Here is a 22,450-nt window from a genome sequence, read left to right as displayed (position 1 = left end):
TTCTATTGCGCTGCGGGCGGCTCCCACAGTTCGACCGCATTGCTCTCCGGATCGTGGATACGCGCAAACCGTCCGGTTTCGGGCGCATCCCATTCCACGCGCGTTTCGACCGCGATGCCCGCCGCGCGCAGCGATGCGAGCAGCCCATCGAGATCGGTGACGCGCAGATTGATCATGAACTGCTTGTCGGCGGCGAAATAATCGGTGTCGGCCTTGAACGGTGCGAACACGACCGGACCGCCCTGCACCTGCCAGAACCATTCGTCCGGCTCGCCCTCGCCCGTCGCGTTGCAGCCCGCGCCGACCCCGAGGTGATCGCGATACCAGGCGTTCAGCGCGTCGGGATCACGTGAGCGAAAGAACAGTCCGCCTATTCCCAGCACCGGCATGTCGGCTCTCCCACCTGACGATCAGGCAGCCAATTCTATCGCGACCCCGCTCGCGGCGTCCAGCAATCGCTTTTCCAGCGCCTTCAGCCGCGCCGTGCTGGCGATCTTGTCGCCGGTCAGATCGGTCAGATAGAAAGTATCGACCGCGCGTTCGCCATAGGTCGCGACGTGCGCCGAATGGATCGTCACCTTCGACTGGAACAGCGCAAAGGCGAGCTGATTAAGCAACGCCGGCCGGTCGCGCGCATTGACCTCCACCACCGTGAAGCGATTCGACGCCTTGTTGTCGATCAGCACGTTGGGCTCGATCCGGAACGCGTCGGCGCGGATTCGCGGCAGCGGGCGCGCGCCGAGGCGATCGGACAGTCGGCCGCGATTGGCCAGCGCGTCGGCGATCGCCGTCTTCAGCCGCCCGAGCTGCTGCGCCTCGGCAAACGGCCGCCCGACCGGATCCTGGACGAGGAAATTGTCGAGCGCCATGCCGTCGCGCGTCGTGTGAATGCGCGCGTCGATGATGTTGCCGCCCGCGACGTGAATCGCGCCCGCAATGCGGTAGAAGATGCCAGGGTGATCGGCGGCATAGACGGTCACCAGCGTCGCATCGCGCCCCGGATATACCTGCGCGTCGATCGCAAGCTGCGCATCGCCCACGCCCGCGACGAAGCGCGCATTGTGCGCCAGCACGTCCTCGGGCTCGGCGATCCAATAGGGTTCGGGCAATCGCCGCACGTAAGCGGCCAGCGTCGCCGCATCCCAGCCCATCGTCGCGGCCAGCCCATCCTGCTTGCCGGCTAGCCGCTCGGCGCGACCCTTCTGCTTGTGCCCCAGCCGCAGCACTTCCTCGCCCGCCTCGAACAGATCGGCGAGCAACTGGCGTTTCCATCCATTCCACGTTCCGGGGCCGACCGCGCGGATGTCGACGACGGTCAGCGCCAGCAGCAGTCGCAGGCGTTCCGGGCTTTGCACGACCGCCGTGAAATCCAGGATGGTCTTGAAGTCGGACAGGTCACGCTTGAACGCGGTGGCCGACATCAGCAGGTGATGCCGCACCAGCCATGCGACGGTCTCGGTCTCGGCCGGGCTCATCCCGAGCCGGGGGCACAGCCGCTCCGCGACCGCCGCGCCGAGCACCGAATGATCCCCGCCGCGACCCTTTGCGATATCGTGCAGCAGCACCGCGACGTACAGCGCGCGCCGCGAAACGATCTGGTCGAGGATCGCGGTGGCTAACGGATGATCCTCCTTTAGCTCGCCTTTTTCGATCCGCGCCAGCAACCCGATCGCGCGGATCGTGTGTTCGTCGACGGTGTAGTGATGGTACATGTCGAACTGCATCTGCGCGACGACGCGGCCGAAATCGGGCACGAACCGCCCGAACACGCCCGCCTCGTTCATCCACCGCAGCACCAGTTCGGGATCGCGCGGCGACGACAGCAGATCGAGGAACAATGCGTTCGCGCGCGGATCGTCACGGACATCGTCGACCAGCTTTGCATCGCGCGTCGCCGCGCGCATCGCCAGCGGGTGAATCTCCAGTTTGTGCAGATCGGCGAGCTGGAAAATCTCGATCAGCCGCACCGGGTCTTCGGCGAAGAAATCGTCGCGCGGCAACGCCATCCGGCCGCGATCGAGCACGAAGCCATTGAGCTTGCCCGGCCGCCGCCGGATCGTCGGCAAACCGAATCGGCGCCCGCGCGCCGCGAACTGCTCATCGAGATGCGCGAAGAAGACGCCGGTCAGCGTGCCGACGGTTTTGGCCTGCAGAAAGTAATATTGCATGAAGCGTTCGACCGGGGCCTTGCCCGGCCGGTCGGAGAACCGCATCCGCTCAGCGACCTCGCGCTGCACGTCGAACGTCAGGCGGTCCTCGGCCCGCCCGGCGATCAGGTGCAGATGGCAGCGCACCGCCCACAGGAAATTGTCGGCGCGGTGGAACAGACGGTATTCGGCCCTGGTGAACAGGCCGGTCCCGACCAATTCGGTCGCCCGTTGAACGTCGTAAACGTATTTCCCGATCCAGAAGAGCGCGTGGAGATCGCGCAGACCCCCTTTCCCCTCCTTCACGTTCGGTTCGACGACGTAGCGTGTGTCGCCCATCTTGATGTGCCGCACGTCGCGTTCGGCCAGCTTGTCGGCGATGAACTGACGTTCGGTGCCGCGCTGCACCTCGGCCTTGAAGCGGCGTGACGCTTCTTCGTATAGCGTCTCGTCGCCCCAGACGTAACGCCCTTCGAGCAGCGCGGTGCGGATCGTCACGTCGCTTTTCGCCTGCCGCACCATCTCGTCGAGCGAGCGGCTGGAGTGGCCGAGCTTCAGCCCCAGATCCCACAAAGCGTAGAGCATCGATTCGATGATCTGTTCGGCCCACGGCGTCTGCTTCCACGGCGTCAGGAAGGCGATGTCGACGTCGGAAAACGGCGCCATCTCCCCGCGCCCATACCCGCCGACCGCGATCAGGGTGAGGCGTTCGGACGCGGTCGGGTTACTGAGCGGGTAAAGCCGCTGAGTGGCGAAGTCGAACAGGACGCGGAGCAGTTGATCGATCAGGAATGCTTGAGCGTTCGCGGCTTCCAGCCCGCGGGAGGGGTGTTCGATCAGGCGGCGGGCGATTTCCGCTCGGCCTGCGTCGAGGGCTTGTTTCAGGATTGCGGTAGCAAATTGTCGGAGCTGGCTGCGGTCTGTGCCCTCAAGGGCCGCCAACGCATCGGCGAGCGCGCGGCGGTCGACTATTGCGCGACGATGGGGGAGTGTGTCGAAGCGGCCGGTCATGGGGTGGGCCTAGCGGGAAAGAGGACGACGGCAAAGCCGCCGTCGGACGGGTTCGGCTACTGGCCGACCCGCCGTCCGTGCCGGGCCGCGCGCTTTGCGCAGCGGCGCAGGCGTGGCCGCGCCTCGGCCCGTCAGTACATATGCTGACCGCCGTTGATAGAGAGCGTGGAGCCGGTAACGAATCCCCCCTCTTCCGAACAAAGGAACGCGACCCCTCGCGCGATCTCGTTAGCCTGTCCCAAGCGACCGACCGGGATTTTCGCGACGATCTTTTCCAACACATCGGCCGGAACCGCTGCGACCATGTCGGTGTCGATATAACCCGGCGCGATCGCGTTGACCGTCACCCCGGCACGCGCGCCTTCCTGCGCCAGAGCCTTCGTAAAGCCGTGGATGCCTGATTTCGCGGCGGCGTAGTTGACCTGGCCGTATTGCCCGGCCTGCCCGTTGATCGATCCGATGTTGACGATGCGGCCCCATTTGCGTTCGCGCATGCCAGGGAACACCGCCTTGGCCATGTTGAAACACCCGCCCAGGTTGGTGTCCATCACCTCTTTCCACATCTGATAGGTCATCTTCAGGATCGTTCCATCGCGCGTGATCCCGGCGTTGTTGACGACCACGTCGACCGGCCCGAGTTCATCGGCGACCTGTGCGCAGCCCGCCTGGCAGGCGTCGTAGTCGCCCACATCCCATTTGTACGCCGCGATTCCGGTGCGGGCGGTGAAATCCCGCGCACGCTCGTCATTGCCGGCATAATTGGCGGCGACGGTCATGCCCAAGTCCTGCAGCGCGACGCTGATCGCCTCGCCGATCCCGCGCGTGCCTCCGGTAACGATCGCTACGCGTGCCATAAACCTCTCCCGTTTCTAATCTGCGTTAAGGCTAAGGAAGCGATACCCAGCCCGCAAGTTCCCGCGCGATGATTCCGCGCAGCATTTTGATACCGGGCGCGCCATCGTTCAGGCACGGGAGATAGGCGAACCTATCGCCCCCGGACTCGATGAACGCATCGCGCCCCTGCATCGCGACCTCCTCCAGCGTCTCCAGGCAATCGGCGGAAAAGCCCGGCGCGACGACGACGACGTTCTTCACACCCTGCGCGGGCAAACCCTTCAGCGTCTCGTCGGTCGCGGGTTCGAGCCATTTGGCGGGGCCGAAACGCGACTGGAAGCTGATCGTCATCGGCCGCCCCATCGCCTCCCCCAGCAACCGCGCGGTCTTCTGGCACTGGCAATGATACGGGTCGCCCAGCGCCAGCGTGCGCTGCGGCATGCCGTGGAAGCTGGTGACGATCGCGTCGGGCGTGAAATCCAGGCCCGCGAGATTGGCTTCGATGTCCTGCTTCAGCGCATCGATATAAAGCGGATCGTCGTGATACGGCGGCAGCGTGCGGATCGCGGGTTGCCAGCGCATGCCGGCCAGCACGCCGAACGCCTTGTCATGCGCGGTCGCGGTCGTCGCGGCGCAATATTGCGGATAAAGCGCGGCGAGCAGGATGCGGTCGCAGCCTGCGTCCTTCATCGCGGTCAGCCGGTCGGGGATCGACGGCGTGCCGTAGCGCATCGCCCAGTCGACCAGCACGTCGTCTCCGAACGCGCCCTGCAGCGCGGCGTTCTGCGCCTTGGTGATCGCGGCGAGCGGCGATCCGTCGGGCCGCCAGACTTCGGCATAGGCGGCGGCGGATTTCTTCGGCCGCGTGTTCAGCACCAGCCCGCGCAGCACCGGTTGCCAGATGATCGGCGGCAGTTCGACGACGCGACGATCGGACAGGAATTCGCCGAGATAGCGTTTGACCGAGGCAGGATCGGGCGCGTCGGGTGTGCCGAGGTTGATCAGCAGCACGCCGACCTTGCGCGGGAGAATCGCCGGATGGCCGGTGGGGATCATCCGCCTGCGCTTAGCGGCAGGTTGCGCAAGCGAACACCCGTTGCCGCGCGCAACGCGTTGGCGATCGCGGGCGCAACCGCGGCCATGCCAAGATCGCTGACGCCGCCGGGATCGGCGGCGCTCGGCACCAGTTCGACGATGATGTCGGGCGTATCGGACAGGCGCGGCAGGCGCAGGTCGCCGAAGGTGCGCGCGTCGGCCAGATTGCGTGTCACGCCGGTCGCGGCACCAGTCGCCATCGCCATGCCGAAGATCAGCCCGCCCTCGATCTGCTGACGCACCACGTCGGGATTGATCTGCCGCCCGCAATCGACCGCGGCGACGATGCGGTCGACGCGCGGGCGTCCGCCATCGTCGAAATGCGCCTCCGCCAACACCGCGATATAGCTGCCCGCGAGCGTGTGGCACGCGATCCCCTGCCCGCTGCCCGCCACGCCGCCATCCCATCCGCCGAGCGACGCCGCGGTCGACAGGCAACGCGCGAGTCGCGCGTCGCCGCCGAGCATCCCGATGCGGAACGACATCGCCTCGGTTCCCGCGGCGTGCGCCAGTTCGTCGATGAAGCATTCGGTGAAGAATGCGGTGTAGCCGTGCGCGCCGCCGCGCAGATGCCCGGTCGGCACGCCGATCTCGGCCGGGTGGTGGTCGATCGCATAGGCCGGGAGCCGATAGACCGGCGTCGCGCCCGCCATCGCATAGCCGTCTCCACCGGCGGGCAGTTTCAACGCGGCGCGCGCGAGCGGATCGTGCGGCATCAGCCGGGCGGCGAGATCGCGGCCGGTGCCGGGCGTCGCGATCTTCGTTTGCCACCCGAGGATTGCGCCGTTGGACGCGAGCCGCGCGGTCATGCGGGCCTTTGCAGGCGCGCGGAAACGGTCGTTCATCGTCGCTTCGGCGCGCGACCAGGCGAGCGATACGGGGCGCTTGATCGCGACCGCGATGATCGCCGCCTGCACCGCGGCGTCATGCTCCAGCGCCGCGCCGAACGATCCGCCGATCAGCATGGGATGGACCGTCACCGCCGCTTCGCCGACGCCGATCGCGGCGGCTGCCGAAGCACGCAGGAGACCGGGCGCTTGCGTCGGCGCCCACAGTTCGAGACGATCGCCGTGCCACCATGCCGCCGCGCTCGGCGTCTCGATCGCGGCATGAACGCCTAGCCCGGTGCGGTATTCGGCGGTGATGACACGCGCGCCGCGGAACGCCGCCGACAGATCGCCGACCGCCGCGACGCGCGTGCCGGGGCCGTCGAGCGCGGCGTCCAGCGCGGCCTCGATCGAAGCGTCGTCGATCACATTCCCGCGCGTTTCGAAGCGCGGCGCGAGCGCGTCGAGTGCACGGTTCGCCGCCCACCAATTGTTCGCGACGGCGGCGACCCAGCGCGGATTTTCCACGACTGACAGAACGCCGCGCACACGATCCGCCGCCGCCTTGTCGACGCGCATCAGCCGGCTGTCGCCGATCGGCCCCTGCCGGACGCTGGCGAAGACCATGTCGGGCAGGCGCACGTCGGCGGCGAAGTTCGCCGACCCATCGACCTTGGCGGGGGCGTCGAGCCGTGGCAGCGATTCACCCGACAACCGTCCCTCGTCGCCGATGCGCAGCGTCAGTTCGTCGGGCACCTCGCCCCCCGCAGCCTCGACCGCCAGATCGCCGAAGCGAAGCTTGCGATCGCCGTTGACGACGAAGCCGTCGGCGGTGTCGCACGTCTGCCAGTCGACCCCCCAGCGCGCCGCCGCGACCTTGCACAACAGGATGCGCGCCGCCGCCCCCGCCTCGCGCAATGGCGTTTCGAACATCCGTACCGACGTCGACCCGCCGGTCAGCATCAAACCGGACCGCGTCGCGTGCTCGCGCCGGATCGCTTCGGGTACGTGATCGAAGACGCCAGCGAACAATGTGCCGGCGGCCAGCGGATTGGCGTAGAGCGGATTGAGCGGCGCGGCCTCCACGCCAACCGTCCGCCAGTCCGCCCCGAGTTCGTCGGCGACGATCTGCGGCAGCGTCGTCCACACCCCTTGCCCGTGCTCCGCCTGCGGCACCGCGACGGTGATCCGGCCGTCGGACGCGATCTTCAGCCACGCACCGAACACGGTTTCGCCCTTGGCGGCGGTAAGGTTCGGGGCGTAGTCGCGCGGCCACACTGCCCACGCGACGATCAGCCCCACGCCTGCGCCCCCGGCGACGAGCAACTTGCGTCTGGTCAGGGCTGTCATTGCGGCCAGACCCTTTCCGTTCGTCCTGAGTAGCCATTGAGCGAAGTCGAAATGGCGTATCGAAGGACAAGTGCTTCGATACGAGGCTTCGACAAGCTCAGCCTCTACTCAGCACGAACGGAAATGGGAATGACGCGCTTTGCCAATGGGCAGGCTTACGCCGCCTCGGTCGCGGCAAGTTCGCGGTAGGTCTTGCGCAGACTGACCTTGTCGATCTTCTCCGTCCCCAGCCGCGGCAAGGGATCGGTCGCGATCCAGATGCGGTGCGGCACCTTGAACGCCGCAATCCGGGTGTGGAGGAATTGCGTCAGATCCTCGACTTCCAGCGCCCCGGCCTCGCTCAGATGCACCACCGCGCCGGGCACTTCGCCGAACTTTTCGTCAGCCAGGCCGAACACCGCCGCCTCCGCGACGCCGGGGTTCTCGTACAGCGCCGCCTCAACCTCCTGACAGCTGATATTCTCGCCGCCGCGGATGATGATGTCCTTTTTCCGATCGACGATGAACAGATAGCCCTCCGCATCGAGATAGCCGATGTCGCCGGTGCGGAAATAGCCATCGTCGGTATAGGCGGCGGCGGTAGCCTGAGGGTTGTTCCAATATTGCTGGAAGTTGCAGACCGAGCGGATGCACACTTCGCCGCGCTCGCCCTGCGGCAGCGGCTGGCCCGCGTCGTTCAGGATCGCGAGATCGACCAATGGCAGCGACGGGCGACCGGCGGAATTTGGCTTGGCGAGATAGTTGCTGCGCCAATTGCCCGTGCCGACGCCGTTCGTCTCGGTCAGGCCGTAACCGATCAGCGGCGCGCCCTCCATTTCCTCGTCAATGCGGCGGACGTGCTCCACCGGCCGCGGCGCGCCGCCCGCGGCGATGTCGGTGACGGTCGACAGGTCGTATTTGCTGCGGTTTGGGTGGGTCAGGATTTCGAAGCTCATCAGCGGCACGCCGACGAAATAAGTGATCTTCTCCCGCTCGATCAGCCGCATCGCCTCCTCGGCATCCCATTTCGGCATCAGCACCAGCTTGCGCCCCATCGCGAAGCTTTGCAGCATCACGGGCACTTCGGCGGTGACGTGAAACAAGGGCACGTTGAGCAACGTCGCGGGTTGCAGGTCGCTGGTAATTCCGTCCTGCGCCGCGATCGTCATCATCATGATCGCCGAGCCGAGATAGTTGAATACGCCCTGCGTAACCTGCCGGTGCGTCGACAGCGCGCCCTTCGACTGGCCGGTCGAGCCCGACGTGAACAGGATCGTCGCGTGATCGTCCGGCGTGAGGTCGGGCAGCGCGTCGCCCGTGCCCTTGGCCAGGATCGGGGCGATGGCGGTCGCCAGCGGTTGCAGGTCGTCGAATTCGATCACCGGCGTCGCCAGCCCGTCGATTGCGGCCAGCCGCCGGACGCGTGGCTGATCGGCGAAGACCAGGCTGCAATCGACATCCTCGATCGCCGCGCGCAGCTCGTCCGATTGCCACCAGCCGTTGAGCAGGGTCGCGACACCGCCTGCCATCAGGACGCCCATATACAGCACGATCCACGTCGGTGAATTGCGCGCCGCGATTCCGACGCGGTCGCCCCGCTTAACCCCGTGTCCGGCGACCAGCGCGCCCGCGACCTGCTGCGCGGCGGCGTACACGTCGGCAAAGGTCAGCCGCTCGTCGCCTGCGACCAGAAATTCGGCGCCACCATGCTGCGCGGCGAAATGCGCGAAATACGCCGGAAGCGTCGGCGGCGCGGCAGCGATGACCGGCAAACTCACCCCGAACCGCTCGACCGATCCCAGCGCGAGCTGTCCGTCCTCGGCCGTCAGCGCGGCCAGCGTCGCGTCCATCTTCAGGTCGAGTTCGGTCTTCATGCGTCTCTCCGCTTGGTCTTGTCGTTTGACCCCTTTATGCAAGCGCCGAACCCTGGGGGAAAGCCTTGATCCTGCCTGCTCTCGCCGCATCTGCCGGCCACATCCGCTTCAGCGACCTCGGGCTGCATCCCGATGTCTTCTCGGTCGGCTTCTTCACGCTGCGCTGGTACAGCCTGGCGTACATCGCCGGGATTGTCGTCGGCTGGTGGTATCTGCTGAAGCTGCTGGAACAGCCGGGCGCGCCGATGGCGCGGCGTCATGCCGACGATCTGGTGTTCTATGCAACGCTCGGCATCATCCTCGGCGGGCGCATCGGCTACGTGCTGTTCTACGCGCCCGATATGCTGACCAGCCCGTTGCGCATCCTGCGGCTGTGGGATGGCGGGATGTCGTTCCACGGCGGCGTCATTGGTGTGTCGCTGGCGATCATTCTGTTCGCGCGTAAGAACGGGCTGCAGTGGCTGCGCATCCACGATTATGTCGCGTGCGTCGTGCCGTTCGGGCTGTTTTTCGGGCGGCTCGCGAATTTCGTGAACGGCGAATTGTGGGGCAAGCCCGCCGATGTGCCGTGGGCGATCGTGTTCGAACGCGGCGGCGGCGAGGTCGCGCGGCATCCGAGCCAGCTGTACGAGGCGGGGCTGGAGGGGATCGCGCTGTTCGCGATCCTGTGGTTCTTCTTCTGGCGGACGAAGGCGCGGTATGCTCCGGGCAAGCTCGTCGGCATCTTCCTGGTCGGATACGGCTGCGCGCGATTCTTCGTGGAGTTCTTCCGCGAACCCGATTCGCAATTCCAGGGCACGTTCTTCGCGACGACGATCCACATGGGGCAGTTGCTGTGCATCCCGATGATCCTGGGCGGCGCGTTCCTGATCGCGACTGCCAATCGCCGCCGTCAGCGCGTGGAACCGATCGCCGGGGGCGAAAGCGTCGCGTGAGCGAGGCTGCGACGGTCGAGCCGCTGCTGGCCGAACGCCTCGCCCGCGCGATCACGCTGGGCGGGCCGATCCCGATCGCGCAGTTCATGGCGGCGGCGAACGCGCATTACTATGCGACGCGCGATCCGCTGGGCGCGGGCGGCGACTTCACGACTGCGCCCGAGATCAGCCAGATGTTCGGCGAGTTGATCGGCGCGTGGTGCGCCGATTTGTGGGACCGCGCGGGACGACCCGACGTTGCATGGGTCGAGCTGGGGCCGGGGCGCGGAACGCTCGCCGCGGATGCGTTACGGGCGATGGCGAGCGCAGGTCTGACGCCCGAGGTGCATTTCGTCGAGACCAGCCCGACGCTGCGCGCGGCGCAGGCCGAACGCGTGCCGACTGCGACATGGCATGAGGACTTGTCCACGCTGCATGATGATCGACCTTTGATCGTGGTCGCGAACGAATTCTTCGACGCGCTGCCGATCCGTCAGATCGTCCGGCGCGGCGAGACATGGCATGAGCGGCTGGTGGCGTGTCAGGATCTGTTGTTCCTGCCGATCGCCGGAAAGCAGATCCCCGACGAGGTGATTCCCGAACATCTGCGCGGTGCGGCGCCGGGCGCGATCATCGAAACCTCGCCCGCCGCGGTCGCGATCGTGCGCGACCTGGCGCAGCGAATCGCGACGCAGGGCGGCGCGGCGCTGGTGATCGATTACGGCTATGAAGGCCCGGCGGTCGGCGACACGCTTCAGGCGGTGAAGGCCCATTCCTATGCTAATCCCTTCGATGAACCAGGCGAGCGGGATCTGACCGCGCACGTCGATTTCGGGACGCTCGGTATCGCTGCACGCACATCCGGCGCGCAGGTCGCCGGACCGATCGGCCAAGGCGCGTTCCTGACCGCGCTCGGCATCGACACGCGGGCGGCGGCGCTTTCGCAGCGCAAGCCGGACGTCGAGACGGATCGCGCGCGTCTGGTCGACGATATGGGAGTGTTATTCAGGACGATGGCGCTCATTCATCCAGACTGGCCGCAACCGGCGGGGTTCGCATGATCCATTACCGCCGCGCGACGATCGACGACGGTCCAGAACTCGATTCGATGGCGCTCGCGATCTGGATCGAGACGTTCGGTCATTCCGCCCCGCCCGAGGACATCGCGGCGTATCTCGGCGAATCCTACGGTCCCGACGGCAGGCTGATCCGCGATCTTGCCGATCCGGCGGTGACGTTTCAGCTCGCGTGCGACGACGATCACATCATCGGATACGCGAAGCTTACCAACCCCTTCGTCGACCCAGCGCTCGCGGTAGATGCCTTGCAACTGAACCAGCTATACGTGGCCTCGGACTGGCACGGCCACGGTATTGCCGACGTTTTGATGCGCTGGACGACCGATACCGCGCGTGAACGCGGGGCAACGGCGCTCGTGCTGACCGTCTGGGAGGAGAACGCCCGCGCACGGCGATTTTATGAGAAGCGCGGCTTCGTTCACGTCGGCGATTATGCGTTCCCGACGGGCACGCAAATCGACCGCGACCTGATCATGCGGCTGGCGTTGTGAACGACGTCGAGGCGATCCGCGGCGCCGCGCTGGACGGCGTGGCGCACGGCTTTCTCGGGCGGCGCGGCGGGGTGTCGGGCGGCGTGTATCACGGGCTGAACGTCGGCACCGGATCGGATGACGACGCGGCTGCGGTGGCTGAGAATCGGGCACGCGCGACCAATGCGGTGCTGCCCGGTGCGCGGCTCGTCACCGCGTATCAAGTCCATTCGGCGGATTGCGTCACGGTGCTGTCGCCGTTCGAGGAACGATTGAGACCGCATGCCGATGCGCTTGTGACCGACCGGCCCGGTTTCGCGCTCGGCATCCTGACCGCGGATTGCGCGCCGGTGTTGCTGGCCGACCGCGAGGCGGGTGTGGTCGGGGCGGCGCATGCGGGGTGGAAGGGCGCGATCGCGGGGGTCACCGACACCACGATCCTGGCGATGGAGGGACTGGGTGCGAAGCGGGAGCGGATCGTGGCGGCGGTCGGGCCGTGCATCGCGCGCGCCTCTTACGAGGTCGACGACGCGTTCCGCCGGCGGTTCGCCGAGGCCGACGCCGAGAACGACCGCTTCTTCGCCGACGCGCGCGACGGGCACGCGCAGTTCGACCTGGAGGCTTATGTCGCACACCGGTTGGCCGCGGCGGGGGTGACGCGGGTCGAGATGCTGGGGCTGGACACCTATGCCGATGCCGACCGCTTCTTCAGCTACCGACGCGCGACGCACCGCGGCGAGCCGAGTTACGGGCGGCAGATATCGATCATCGGGATTGCGGACTAGTCCAACAGCCCTCCGTTCGCTCTGAGCGAAGCCGAAGGGCATGGGACTCATGTGCTTCAACTACGCTCAGCACGAACGGAGCAGGCGGAAGTCCGACCGCTCACAGCACGAAGCGGCTCAGGTCGGTGTTGCGCGCGATGCTGGCGAGCTGTTTGTCGACATAGGCCGCGTCGACCACGAGCGCGCTGCCCGCGCGATCCTCGGCGTCGAAGCTGACCTCCTCGAGCAGTTTCTCCATCACCGTCTGCAGCCGCCGCGCGCCGATATTCTCGATTTCGGCATTCACCTCGGCGGCGATCTTCGCCACCGCGCGGATGCCGCCTTCGGTGAAGTCGACGGTCACGCCCTCGGTCGCGATGAGCGCCTTGTACTGCGCGGGAAGCGAGGCCTTCGTGTCGGACAGGATCGCGACGAAATCGTCCTCGGTCAGGCCTTTCAGCTCGACGCGGATCGGCAGGCGGCCCTGCAGTTCGGGGAGCAGGTCGCTGGGTTTCGCGACGTGAAACGCGCCGCTGGCGATGAAGAGGATATGGTCGGTCTTCATCGGCCCGTATTTGGTCGCGACCGTCGTGCCCTCGATCAGCGGGAGCAGATCGCGCTGTACGCCCTCGCGGCTGACCGACCCGCCGCGCACGTCCGACACCGCGATCTTGTCGATTTCATCGAGGAAGACGATGCCGTTCGCCTCCGCATCGGCCAGCGCAACGCGGCTGACCTCGTCCTGGTCGAGGCGCTTGTCGGCCTCTTCCTCGACCAGTTTCTCCCACGCGGACGGCACGAGTATCTTGCGTCGCTTCGCCTGCCCGCCACCGCCGAACGCCTTCATCATCTCGCCCAGATTGATGACCTGCGGCGCGCCCCCGGGAACGTCGAACGGCATTTGCGGCACCTGCTGCAGGTCCAGCTCGATCTCGGTCTTGTCGAGGTGGCCGTCGGCGAACCGCTGCTTGAAGCTTTCGCGCGTGGCCTGGCTCGAATCCTTGCCCACCAAAGCGTCCAGCAAGCGCGCCATCGCAGCGTCCTCGGCCTTGTCCTTCACCGCGACGCGGCGGCGTTCGCGTTCCAGCCGGATCGCCTCCTCGACCAGGTCGCGCGCGATCTGTTCGACGTCGCGGCCGACATAGCCGACCTCGGTGAACTTGGTCGCCTCCACCTTCACGAACGGCGCATCGGCCAGCTTGGCCAGGCGGCGGCTGATTTCGGTCTTGCCGCAGCCGGTCGGCCCGATCATCAGGATGTTCTTCGGCGTCACCTCGTCACGCAGATCGGCCGAAAGCTGCTGCCGCCGCCAGCGGTTGCGCATCGCGACCGCAACCGCCTTCTTCGCGTCGCGCTGACCGATGATGTGTTCGTCGAGCGCAGCGACGATCGCCTTGGGGGTGAGAGCGTCATTCATACGACGGCGGCTTCTTTCAAATTCGGGTTTTCGCCGAGACGCGCGGCGAGCGCGGCGACGATCGGGCCATCGGGCACGAGGGTGACGCCGGACACGAAGTCCGCCGCGGGCGCGGTCGCCTTGTCGAGCGTCGCCAGCTCGTCGGTGGTCAGGACGAGGTTGGCGGCAGCGATATTGTCGTCGAGTTGCGACAGCTTCGATGCGCCGATCAACACGCTCGACACTTGTGGTTTCGACAGCAGCCAGGCGAGCGCGACCTGCGCCACGCTGGCGTCATGCGCGGCGGCGATCTCGCGCATCGTTTCGACCAGAACGAAGCCCATGTCCTTGTCGAACGGGATCATGTCGAAGCCCGACAGGCGATTGTCCGGGTCGGCGAGATTCTCGCGGGTGTATTTGCCCGACAGGAAGCCACCCGCAAGCGGGCTCCATGCGGTGTAGCCGAGGCCGTAATGCGCGGCGAGCCGCAGCACCTCATGCTCGACTCCGCGGCCGAGCAAGGAATACATCATCTGAATATGCGTGAACGGCGCCCAGCCGTTGGCGCGCTGCAATTCCATCGCCGCCGCAACCTTCCAGGCCGACCAGTTCGACACGCCGAGGTAGCGCGCCTTGCCTGCCCTCACGATCGCGTCGAGCGACTGCAGCGTCTCCTCCAGCGGCGTATGCGCGTCGTCGCGGTGCGCGATGTAAACGTCGACGTGGGTCGTGCCGAGCCGCTTCAGGCTCTGGTCGATCGACCAATGGAGATGCGCCGCTGACAGTCCGGAACGGTTGAGCGGCGCGCCGGTGCGCCAGCCAGCCTTGGTCGCCAGCACCACGTCGTCACGGCGCTTGCCAAGGATACGGCCGACGATCTCCTCGCTCTCGCCCCCCGCATAAACGTCGGCGGTGTCGATGAAGTTGATCCCGGCATCCAGCGCGCGGTCGACGATCGCGGCGGCATCGGCTTCCCGCGTCCGGGCGATCGCGGCGTTGCCGCTGCCTGCGCCGAAGGTCATCGTACCAAGCGACAGGCGCGAGACGATCAGCCCGCTTGTGCCGAGCTTGGAATAGAGCATGGTTTTTCCTTCAGGTCGCGCTGTCGAGGGTTTCGATCACGAGACGGTCGTTGGTGTACACGCACAGTTCGGACGCGATATGCATCGCCTTGCGGCAGATGGCCTCCGCATCCTTTTCGTAGTCGTCCAGCGCTCGCGCCGCAGCGAGCGCGTAATTGCCGCCGGAGCCGATCGCGGCGATGCCGGCTTCTGGTTCCAGCACGTCGCCGTTGCCGGTCAGAATCAGCGTCACGTCCTTGTCGGCGACGATCATCATCGCCTCGAGATTGCGCAGGTATTTATCGGTGCGCCAGTCCTTGGCGAGTTCGACCGCGGCGCGCATCAGTTGGCCCTGATGGCGTTCGAGCTTTGATTCGAGCCGTTCGAAGAGGGTGAAGGCGTCGGCGGTCGCGCCTGCGAACCCGCCGATGACCTTTGCGTCCGTGCCGACAGTGCGGACCTTGCGGGCGTTGGGCTTCATCACGGTCTGGCCCATAGAAACCTGACCGTCACCCGCCACCACGACCTTTCCATTGCGTCTGACCGAAAGGATCGTCGTCCCGTGCCAGACGGGCATTCTGTTGTCGTCACTCATGCGGCGCGATGTAGGGATGATAGGGAGGCGCGCAATCCTCCCCGGCACGCTGAGGTGGCTCGCGAAGCGAGACGGAGGGACGGCCAAGCAGGACCATCGCTTGGGGCTGCCCCTCCACCAGCTCCGCTGGTTCCCCTCCCCGTTCCGGGGAGGAATTAAGCTACTTCACCCGCCCCTTCCCCCATTCGCGGGCGACGGTGTAGCCGAGGTAGCCGGTGCCGAAGAGCGCGTAGAGCGGTTCGGGGATGCCGTTCAGATACGCGTTCATGCCGTTGCCGATCGCCGCCGCCATTTCGGGTCGGACCGCGGCGATCAGGCCCATCGGGATCGACCACAGCAACAGCGCGTACATTACGTAGAGGAAGCTGGGGCGCGCGCGGCTGGTCCACGGGTCGGGCGATCCCGCCTCGGCCAAGACCGCGGCCATCTGCGCCTTGGCGCGCTCCAGATCCTGCGTGCCCTCCAGCCGGAGCAGTTCCAGCTTGGCTGCGTCGCGCGCCTTCGGATCGGGGATTATCTTGTCGATGATGCCCGCCACGGGGCCGATGATTCCGTCGATGATTCCCATGTCCGCTCTCCCGGAAAGTCAGTCTAAGGTTAGGCCTAGGATTAGCCGATACGGTTCGCGAGCCAACCGTACAGGAAGGCTTCGTTGGCGGGGCGGCTTTCGGCGAGCGACAGATAACGTTCGCCCTGCAGCGCCTCGATCGCCTTCAGCAACACGCCCTCCCCCGCTGCTTTGCGAAGCGCGAGGAAGCGATCGAGTGCGGCGAGCGTTTGCTGACCGATGCGCCCGTCCAGCAAGATATCGGGATAGTCGCTCGCGCCGCGGTTGAGCGCGTTCAGTGCGCGTTGCAGGAACGCAGTCGCAACCGCCGGTCCCATGTTGACGCCGGTATCGAACAGTTCGGCGGCGATCGTCGGGGCGCGTGCCGCGACGCGATCGAAGCCGGGACGATCCCAGTATAACCGGCGATAGATGGCGGCAGCGGCAGGCCGCGCGAAATGGCGCATCAGGCCGGAATAGCCTTCTGCCCGCGCGACGCTTTCGGTGATGCCGAACCGGGTTGCGCCGCCACGATCGGCCGGATGGTCGCTGTAGCCGCCTTCGCGATCGATCACGGCGTCGATGAGTTCGTCGATCATGCATGCTCCCCCAGAAAAGAACATGCATAACCAATATGGTTCGTGTAGGAAAGTTCTACAGCGTGGCGAGCACGTTCGAGACCGAACCGAGGGTGTAGTCGCGCTCGGCGGCCGACATCCCGATCCAGATCGGCAGGCACAGCATCTCGGTCGCAAGGCGTTCGGCAACAGGTGTCTGTGCAGGATCGAACCATACCGACTGGCTGCCACGATAGCCGCTGGCCAGCGCAGGGGCATAATAGCGGCGTGTCGCGATGCCGCGCGCCGCGAACTGATCGAACGCGCGCGTACACGTTGCAGCGTCGGCGAATCGCGCGGGGAAACATTGCCACGGCGTCGGGCCGACATCGTGCGCGATCGTCGCGATCGATCCACGCCCCGCGAGCAGCGCGGCATATTCCTCCGCCAGCGCGGTACGTTCGTCGACCACCGCGTCGATCCGGTCCAGGGTGGCGAGCCCGATCGCGGCGCGGAAATCATCGAGCTTCATGTTGCCGCCGTCACCGAAATGGTGGGGTGATTCGATCCCGAAATTGCTGATGCGACGCATCGCATCGGCCATGTCGGCGGGGGCGAAGACCAGGCCGCCCTCCCCGATCGCGAAAGTTTTGGTGGCATGGAGCGAGGCGACCTCGATCTCTCCTGCCGCCGATCCGATCCGTCGTGCGGAATTGCCAAACGCCGCCGCGCCGTCGATCACGACGCGTGCGCCGTGGCGTGTCGCGAGATCAATTATCGGGGAGAGGTCGCGCACGAAACCGAAGCTGCGCACCGGCATCACCGCGTCGATGTCGCCCGCGGCGAGCAGTCGTTCGAGGTGCTTTACATCCATCTCCCACTTCACCGGATCGGCATCGCACAGGATCGCGCGCCACCCGGCGTGAAGCACCGCATGCAGCGTCGCGGGGAAGGTGAAGGCGGGGATGATCGCGCACGGCTGTCGTCCGGCGGGCCACGGTAGTGCCAGCAGCGCCGCGGTCAGCCCGGCGGTCGCGTTGGTGGCGGTGACGCAGGCGTAGCCGGGCGCGGCATAACGATCGGCGCAGGCGGCGGAGAACGATGTTTCGAGCGGGCCGCGGTTGGTGAAAAAGGCGGCGTCGTAGGATCGCACTAGGAACGGCGTCCATGCTTCGACCGGCACCACTTGCGGGCGTAGGAACGGGATCGCCATCGGGAACGGCTGAGTCGCGGGGATGATCGGGACGACATTGCTGCCGGCGACGCCATCGAACGGGTGCTGCGCCGATCGGCGCTTGCCCTTCGATTGCGGAATCGCGGTATCGATCTTCACGCGGCCGTCATCCCATCTCGTTCGAACGAGCGGGATTACGAAAGAAGGCTTACAATCCGGTAAGCTCAGACCTTGTGATAACCGCGATACCAGTCGACGAAACGCGGGATACCGGTTTCGATCGGCGTGGTCGGCGCAAAGCCGTGATCGCGCGCGATGGCGGTGATGTCGGCGTAGGTCGCGGGCACGTCGCCGGGCTGCATCGGCTCGAGACGGCGGACCGCCTTCGTCCCGATCGCGTCCTCCAGCACGTCGATCATGCGCAGCAATGGTTCAGGGTTGTTGTTGCCGATGTTGTAGACGCGGTGCGGCGGTGTACCGTTATCCTGCGGCGGGGCGTCGGTGGCGGCGATCACGCCCGTCACGATATCGTCGATATAGGTGAAGTCGCGCTGCATATCGCCGTGGTTGAACACCGCGATCGGTTCCCCCGCCAGGATCGCCTTCGTGAACAGCCACAGCGCCATGTCGGGACGGCCCCAGGGACCATATACGGTGAAGAAGCGCAGACCGATCAGCGGGATGCGGTAGAGATGGGCATAGGTATGGCCCATCAGCTCGTCGGTCTTCTTGGTGGCGGCATAGAGCGAGACGGGCGAATCGACGCGGTCCCCTTCTGCGAACGGCAGCTTCGTATTGCCGCCATAGACCGAGCTGGACGAGGCGTAGCTCATCGAGACGATCGCATCGTTGTGCCGCGCGTGTTCGAGCAGGTTCAATTGCCCGACGACGTTCGACTGGATGTAGGCGTGCGGATTGATGAGCGAATACCGCACCCCGGCCTGCGCGGCGAGATGAATGACATGGGTTATCCTGTGCGGTGCAAGCGCGGCGTTCAGGGCAGCAGCGTCGGCGATCTCGACCTGCGCGAAGGTGAAGTTGGTGTGGCCGGACAATTCGGCCAGCCGGTCGTGCTTCAGCTGCACGGCATAGTAATCGTTGAGGTTGTCGATCCCGACCACCGTCTCACCCCGCGCGAGCAGCCGCGCGGCGACGTGCATCCCGATGAAGCCCGCCACGCCGGTGACCAGATATGCCAAAGTTCGATTCCCTTTGCCGATCGCCCGCCGCACCGGACGCGGCGTCCTGTCGCCTAGGGCGGCGTGCGGATCAAGCGCGATCACGTCGCCGGCATGGGCGCTCGCGGATTGCCCCATACCTGCAGACCCGCTATCCGCCCGCGCCATGCCCGATCCGAATGCCCCATCCGGTCAAGCCGATAGCCCCGTCCAATTGATCGAGCCGAAGCGTCACGGCGACGCGCGGGGGTGGTTCTCGGAATCGTACAGCGAGCGCGATTTCGCCGCGCGCGGGATCGATATCCGGTTCGTGCAGGACAATCATTCGCTGTCGAAGCCCGCCTTCACCCTGCGCGGGCTGCATTTCCAGACCCCGCCGCACGGGCAGGACAAGCTCGTGCGCTGTATTCGCGGACGCATTCTGGATGTCGCGGTCGATATTCGCGCCGGGTCGCCGACCTACGGCAAGTGGGTCGCGGTCGAGCTCTCGGCGGAGAACGGGCGGCAGTTGCTGGTGCCGATCGGCTTTGCGCACGCTTTTCTGACGCTGGAGGACGATTGCGAGGTCGTCTACAAGACCTCGGATTTCTACGCGCCCGATTGCGATGGCGGGCTGCGCTGGGACGATCCGGCGATCGGCATCGATTGGCCGCTGCCCGCCGGGACCGCGCCCGAACTGTCGGCGAAGGACGCGGTGCTGCCGCTGCTCGCCGATTTCGTATCCCCCTTCGCTTATGACGGCCGCCCGCTCGCGCCGCTCGACTGAGGTATAATATGCGTATTTTTGTCACCGGCGGGGCCGGGTTTATCGGTTCGGCGCTGGTTCGCCACCTGATCGCGAACACCGAGCATGAAGTGCTGAACTTCGATAAGCTGACCTATGCCGGCACGCTGTCGACGGTCGCGGAGGTCGCCTCGAGCAATCGCTATCGCTTCGTGCAGGCCGACGTCTGCGACGCCGCCGCGGTGCGCGCGGCGATCGCGGAGTTCAGGCCCGACGTCATCACGCATCTGGCCGCCGAGAGCCACGTCGACCGGTCGATCGACGCGCCGGATGCGTTCATCCAGACCAATCTGGTCGGCACGTTCACGATGCTGTCGGAGGCGCGGGCCTATTGGCAATCGCTGGACGAAACGGCGCGCAGCGCGTTCCGTTTCCACCACATCTCGACCGACGAGGTGTACGGGTCGTTGGGCGACGAGGGGCTGTTCACCGAGGAAACGCCGTATGATCCGCGATCGCCCTATTCGGCGTCGAAGGCGGGGTCGGACCATCTGGTCAGTGCATGGGGGCATACGTTCGGGCTGCCCGTGCTCATCACCAATTGTTCGAACAATTACGGGCCGTATCACTTCCCCGAAAAGCTGATCCCGCTGATGATCGTGAAGGCGCTCGCAGGCGATGCGCTGCCGGTATACGGCAAGGGCGCGAACGTGCGCGACTGGCTGTATGTCGAGGATCACGTCCGCGCGCTGCACGCGGTGTTTGAGCGCGGGACGCCGGGCCGGACGTACAATGTCGGCGGCAACAACGAGAAGAAGAATCTGGAGGTCGTCGAGACCGTTTGCCGCATCCTGGACGAGCAGCGCCCGCGCGCCGACGGGCAATCCTATGCGACGCAGATCGCGTTCGTCGCCGACCGGCCGGGGCATGACGCGCGCTATGCGATCGACGCGAGCCGCATTCGCGACGAGATCGGCTGGGAACCGCGCGAGACGTTCGACACGGGGATCGAGAAGACCGTGCGATGGTATCTCGACAACGAGGACTGGTGGCGCGGGATCGTCGACGAGCGGCAGGCGGATCAGCGCCGCGGGCTGGCCGCGTAGGTGCGCGAAATCCTCGTCACGGGCGGCAACGGGCAGCTCGGCACCGAGTTGAAGCGTTACCCCTGGCCGGACGGCTGGGGCGTGTTCGCGATCGATATCGACGAACTCGATTTGCGCGATGCGGATGCGATCGCCGCGATGGTCGCGTCGCGGCCGTTTGCGGCGGTGATCAGCGGTGGGGCCTATACCGCGGTCGACAAGGCCGAGGACGATGTGGCGACGGCGTGGGCGGTGAACGCGCTGGCGCCGGCCGCCTTTGCGCAGGCGTGTCGCACCGCGGGCATCCCGCTGGTGCAGGTATCGACCGATTACGTGTTCGACGGCGCGAAGCACGGGCCGTGGGAGGTCGACGATCCCGTCGCGCCGCTCGGCGTCTATGGCGCGTCGAAGCTGGGTGGCGAACTGGCGGTGCGGACCGGCGGGGTGCGGCACGCGATCGTGCGGACGTCGTGGGTGGTGAGCGCGCACGGCAATAATTTCATCAAGACGATGCTGCGCGTCGGGGCCGAACGCGACACGCTGCGGGTGGTCGACGATCAGCACGGCGCGCCGACCAGCGCGGCCGATCTGGCGGCGGCGCTGGCGACCATCGCGATGCGGCTGGCGGACGATCCCGCGCTGCCCAGCGGCACGTACCATTTCAGCAATGCGGGCGAGACGACGTGGTGCGGCTTCGCGCGCGCGATCTTCGACCGTGCCGCGGCGCGCGGCGGCCCCTCCCCCACGGTCGAGGGGATCGCAACCAGCGACTATCCGACCCCTGCGACGCGTCCGATCAATTCGCGGCTCAGCCACGCGGCGATCGAAGCGGCCTATGCCATCACGCCGCGGCCGTGGCAGGACGCGCTCGACGACATCCTAGACGAATTGATCGGAACGCAATGAAGGGCATCATCCTCGCCGGCGGATCGGGCACGCGGCTCCACCCCGCCACGCTCGCGATCAACAAGCAATTGCTGCCGATCTACGACAAGCCGATGATCTATTACCCGCTGTCGGTGCTGATGCTGGCGGGCATTCGCGACGTGCTGATCATCTCCAGCCCCGAATATATCGGTAATTATCGCAATTTGTTCGGCGACGGATCGAACATCGGCATCAAGATGTCCTATGCCGAACAGCCGCGGCCCGAGGGGCTGGCGCAGGCGTTCACGATCGGCGCGGACTTCATCGGCGACGATCGGGTGGCGCTGGTGCTGGGCGACAACATCTTCTTCGGCGCGCACCTGACCGACCTGCTGGCGAGCGCAGTGGCGCGGACCGAGGGCGCGACCGTGTTCAGCTACCGCGTCGACGATCCCGAACGCTACGGCGTGGTCGAACTCGCCGCCGACGGCCGCGCGATCAGCCTGGAGGAAAAGCCCGCACACCCGAAATCGCACCATGCGGTGACCGGGCTGTATTTCTACGACAATCGCGTCGTCGGGCTGGCGCGCGACCTGAAGCCGTCAGCGCGCGGCGAGTACGAAATCACCGACCTCAACCGGCTGTACATGGAAGCGGGCGACCTGTTCGTCGAACAGATGGGGCGCGGCTATGCCTGGCTGGACACCGGCACGCACGATTCGCTGCTGGAAGCGTCGGAGTTCGTCCGCACGATCCAGCACCGCCAGGGCATCCAGATCGCGTGTCTGGAGGAGATCGCCTATCAATCAGGCTTCATCACCCGCGAACAGGCGATCGCGCGCGGCGAAGCGCTGAGCAAGACCGCCTACGGTCGCGCGATCCTGAACGCGGCGAACGAATAGACGTATCCCGCGCGGAAGGA

General features: G+C 66.2%; 21 protein-coding genes. 8 read left to right on the top strand and 13 right to left on the bottom strand.

What is annotated here, in order from left to right; translation table 11 throughout:
* Positions 1-2: 2 nt before the first annotated feature.
* From M0208_RS18010 to M0208_RS17985, 6 genes are all read right to left on the bottom strand, one after another.
* The gene (locus M0208_RS18010) at positions 3-389 is read right to left on the bottom strand and encodes a VOC family protein (RefSeq protein WP_258893041.1); all 387 of its coding nucleotides are present in this window, start codon (positions 387-389) and stop codon (positions 3-5) included.
* 21 nt (positions 390-410) lie between these two features.
* On the bottom strand, positions 411-3,158 hold the full coding sequence (locus M0208_RS18005) for a [protein-PII] uridylyltransferase (protein ID WP_258893040.1): 2,748 nt from the start codon (positions 3,156-3,158) through the stop codon (positions 411-413).
* Between the two features lie 131 nt (positions 3,159-3,289).
* Positions 3,290-4,012 (bottom strand): acetoacetyl-CoA reductase, encoded by a 723-nt coding sequence (gene phbB, locus M0208_RS18000; RefSeq protein WP_258893039.1) that lies wholly within the window; start codon positions 4,010-4,012, stop codon positions 3,290-3,292.
* A 31-nt stretch (positions 4,013-4,043) separates the two neighbouring features.
* Positions 4,044-5,048 carry a ferrochelatase gene (hemH, locus tag M0208_RS17995; protein WP_258893038.1) on the bottom strand — a complete coding sequence of 335 codons (1,005 nt, stop codon included), beginning with the start codon at positions 5,046-5,048 and terminating at the stop codon, positions 4,044-4,046.
* On the bottom strand, positions 5,045-7,264 hold the full coding sequence (locus tag M0208_RS17990; protein ID WP_258893037.1) for a xanthine dehydrogenase family protein molybdopterin-binding subunit: 2,220 nt from the start codon (positions 7,262-7,264) through the stop codon (positions 5,045-5,047). The genes hemH and M0208_RS17990 overlap by 4 nt, the downstream gene beginning before the upstream one ends.
* A gap of 155 nt (positions 7,265-7,419) precedes the next feature.
* Entirely contained in the window at positions 7,420-9,117 is a 1,698-nt protein-coding gene (locus tag M0208_RS17985; protein ID WP_258893036.1) for a class I adenylate-forming enzyme family protein, read from the bottom strand.
* Between the two features lie 65 nt (positions 9,118-9,182).
* On the opposite strand from M0208_RS17985, the gene lgt reads away from it, so the two are divergent.
* The 4 genes from lgt (at position 9,183) to pgeF (ending at position 12,365) form a co-directional block, all read left to right on the top strand.
* Positions 9,183-10,052, top strand: a complete 870-nt coding sequence (gene lgt, locus M0208_RS17980) for a prolipoprotein diacylglyceryl transferase (RefSeq protein WP_258893035.1) — start codon at positions 9,183-9,185, stop codon at positions 10,050-10,052.
* A gap of 86 nt (positions 10,053-10,138) precedes the next feature.
* Positions 10,139-11,092: a class I SAM-dependent methyltransferase gene (locus M0208_RS17975; RefSeq protein WP_258893306.1), complete on the top strand. Its 954-nt coding sequence runs from the start codon at positions 10,139-10,141 to the stop codon at positions 11,090-11,092.
* Positions 11,089-11,601 carry a GNAT family N-acetyltransferase gene (locus M0208_RS17970; protein WP_258893034.1) on the top strand — a complete coding sequence of 171 codons (513 nt, stop codon included), beginning with the start codon at positions 11,089-11,091 and terminating at the stop codon, positions 11,599-11,601. Before M0208_RS17975 ends, M0208_RS17970 begins: the two co-directional genes overlap by 4 nt.
* Positions 11,598-12,365, top strand: a complete 768-nt coding sequence (pgeF, locus tag M0208_RS17965; RefSeq protein WP_258893033.1) for a peptidoglycan editing factor PgeF — start codon at positions 11,598-11,600, stop codon at positions 12,363-12,365. The genes M0208_RS17970 and pgeF overlap by 4 nt, the downstream gene beginning before the upstream one ends.
* A gap of 100 nt (positions 12,366-12,465) precedes the next feature.
* On the opposite strand, the gene hslU is transcribed toward pgeF, so the two are convergent.
* The 7 genes from hslU to M0208_RS17930 all read right to left on the bottom strand — a co-directional run bounded on the left by hslU (position 12,466) and on the right by M0208_RS17930 (position 18,873).
* Entirely contained in the window at positions 12,466-13,761 is a 1,296-nt protein-coding gene (gene hslU / locus M0208_RS17960; RefSeq protein ID WP_258893032.1) for an ATP-dependent protease ATPase subunit HslU, read from the bottom strand.
* Complete coding sequence (locus tag M0208_RS17955) at positions 13,758-14,822, bottom strand: aldo/keto reductase (RefSeq protein WP_258893031.1); 1,065 nt, start codon at positions 14,820-14,822, stop codon at positions 13,758-13,760. Before M0208_RS17955 ends, hslU begins: the two co-directional genes overlap by 4 nt.
* A gap of 10 nt (positions 14,823-14,832) precedes the next feature.
* On the bottom strand, positions 14,833-15,396 hold the full coding sequence (hslV, locus tag M0208_RS17950) for an ATP-dependent protease subunit HslV (protein WP_309547024.1): 564 nt from the start codon (positions 15,394-15,396) through the stop codon (positions 14,833-14,835).
* A 160-nt stretch (positions 15,397-15,556) separates the two neighbouring features.
* Positions 15,557-15,964 carry a holin family protein gene (locus M0208_RS17945; RefSeq protein WP_258893030.1) on the bottom strand — a complete coding sequence of 136 codons (408 nt, stop codon included), beginning with the start codon at positions 15,962-15,964 and terminating at the stop codon, positions 15,557-15,559.
* A gap of 41 nt (positions 15,965-16,005) precedes the next feature.
* Positions 16,006-16,542 (bottom strand): glycoside hydrolase family 108 protein, encoded by a 537-nt coding sequence (locus M0208_RS17940; RefSeq protein WP_258893029.1) that lies wholly within the window; start codon positions 16,540-16,542, stop codon positions 16,006-16,008.
* A 55-nt stretch (positions 16,543-16,597) separates the two neighbouring features.
* A complete protein-coding gene (locus tag M0208_RS17935; RefSeq protein WP_258893028.1) occupies positions 16,598-17,833 on the bottom strand; it encodes a DegT/DnrJ/EryC1/StrS aminotransferase family protein in 1,236 nt (411 codons plus the stop codon).
* A gap of 65 nt (positions 17,834-17,898) precedes the next feature.
* The gene (locus M0208_RS17930; RefSeq protein ID WP_258893027.1) at positions 17,899-18,873 is read right to left on the bottom strand and encodes an NAD-dependent epimerase/dehydratase family protein; all 975 of its coding nucleotides are present in this window, start codon (positions 18,871-18,873) and stop codon (positions 17,899-17,901) included.
* Between the two features lie 145 nt (positions 18,874-19,018).
* On the opposite strand from M0208_RS17930, the gene rfbC reads away from it, so the two are divergent.
* The 4 genes from rfbC to rfbA are packed head-to-tail and all read left to right on the top strand — an operon-like array spanning position 19,019 to position 22,430.
* Positions 19,019-19,618, top strand: coding sequence for a dTDP-4-dehydrorhamnose 3,5-epimerase (gene rfbC / locus M0208_RS17925; RefSeq protein ID WP_258893026.1), 600 nt, complete (start codon positions 19,019-19,021; stop codon positions 19,616-19,618).
* Positions 19,619-19,626: 8 nt separating this feature from the next.
* On the top strand, positions 19,627-20,682 hold the full coding sequence (gene rfbB / locus M0208_RS17920; RefSeq protein ID WP_258893025.1) for a dTDP-glucose 4,6-dehydratase: 1,056 nt from the start codon (positions 19,627-19,629) through the stop codon (positions 20,680-20,682).
* Positions 20,683-21,567 carry a dTDP-4-dehydrorhamnose reductase gene (gene rfbD, locus M0208_RS17915; RefSeq protein ID WP_258893024.1) on the top strand — a complete coding sequence of 295 codons (885 nt, stop codon included), beginning with the start codon at positions 20,683-20,685 and terminating at the stop codon, positions 21,565-21,567.
* Positions 21,564-22,430 (top strand): glucose-1-phosphate thymidylyltransferase RfbA, encoded by an 867-nt coding sequence (rfbA, locus tag M0208_RS17910; RefSeq protein ID WP_258893023.1) that lies wholly within the window; start codon positions 21,564-21,566, stop codon positions 22,428-22,430. Before rfbD ends, rfbA begins: the two co-directional genes overlap by 4 nt.
* The last annotated feature ends 20 nt before the right edge of the window (positions 22,431-22,450 follow it).

The organism is Sphingomonas sp. SUN019, from assembly GCF_024758705.1.
In the GTDB taxonomy this organism is placed as follows: domain Bacteria; phylum Pseudomonadota; class Alphaproteobacteria; order Sphingomonadales; family Sphingomonadaceae; genus Sphingomonas.
The sequence above is the reverse complement of the archived record's forward strand: the minus strand, read 5'-3'. Positions and strand labels throughout refer to the sequence as shown.

Bases quoted from the DNA above. Each gene is read 5' to 3' on its own strand.
- M0208_RS18010 (WP_258893041.1), bottom strand. From the start codon at position 389: ATGCCGGTGCTGGGAATAGGCGGACTGTTCTTTCGCTCACGTGATCCC.
- M0208_RS18005 (WP_258893040.1), bottom strand. From the start codon at position 3,158: ATGACCGGCCGCTTCGACACACTCCCCCATCGTCGCGCAATAGTCGAC.
- phbB (WP_258893039.1), bottom strand. From the start codon at position 4,012: ATGGCACGCGTAGCGATCGTTACCGGAGGCACGCGCGGGATCGGCGAG.
- hemH (WP_258893038.1), bottom strand. From the start codon at position 5,048: ATGATCCCCACCGGCCATCCGGCGATTCTCCCGCGCAAGGTCGGCGTG.
- M0208_RS17990 (WP_258893037.1), bottom strand. From the start codon at position 7,264: ATGACAGCCCTGACCAGACGCAAGTTGCTCGTCGCCGGGGGCGCAGGC.
- M0208_RS17985 (WP_258893036.1), bottom strand. From the start codon at position 9,117: ATGAAGACCGAACTCGACCTGAAGATGGACGCGACGCTGGCCGCGCTG.
- M0208_RS17975 (WP_258893306.1), top strand. From the start codon at position 10,139: ATGGCGGCGGCGAACGCGCATTACTATGCGACGCGCGATCCGCTGGGC.
- M0208_RS17970 (WP_258893034.1), top strand. From the start codon at position 11,089: ATGATCCATTACCGCCGCGCGACGATCGACGACGGTCCAGAACTCGAT.
- hslU (WP_258893032.1), bottom strand. From the start codon at position 13,761: ATGAATGACGCTCTCACCCCCAAGGCGATCGTCGCTGCGCTCGACGAA.
- M0208_RS17955 (WP_258893031.1), bottom strand. From the start codon at position 14,822: ATGCTCTATTCCAAGCTCGGCACAAGCGGGCTGATCGTCTCGCGCCTG.
- hslV (WP_309547024.1), bottom strand. From the start codon at position 15,396: ATGAGTGACGACAACAGAATGCCCGTCTGGCACGGGACGACGATCCTT.
- M0208_RS17945 (WP_258893030.1), bottom strand. From the start codon at position 15,964: ATGGGAATCATCGACGGAATCATCGGCCCCGTGGCGGGCATCATCGAC.
- M0208_RS17940 (WP_258893029.1), bottom strand. From the start codon at position 16,542: ATGATCGACGAACTCATCGACGCCGTGATCGATCGCGAAGGCGGCTAC.
- rfbC (WP_258893026.1), top strand. From the start codon at position 19,019: ATGCCCGATCCGAATGCCCCATCCGGTCAAGCCGATAGCCCCGTCCAA.
- rfbB (WP_258893025.1), top strand. From the start codon at position 19,627: ATGCGTATTTTTGTCACCGGCGGGGCCGGGTTTATCGGTTCGGCGCTG.
- rfbA (WP_258893023.1), top strand. From the start codon at position 21,564: ATGAAGGGCATCATCCTCGCCGGCGGATCGGGCACGCGGCTCCACCCC.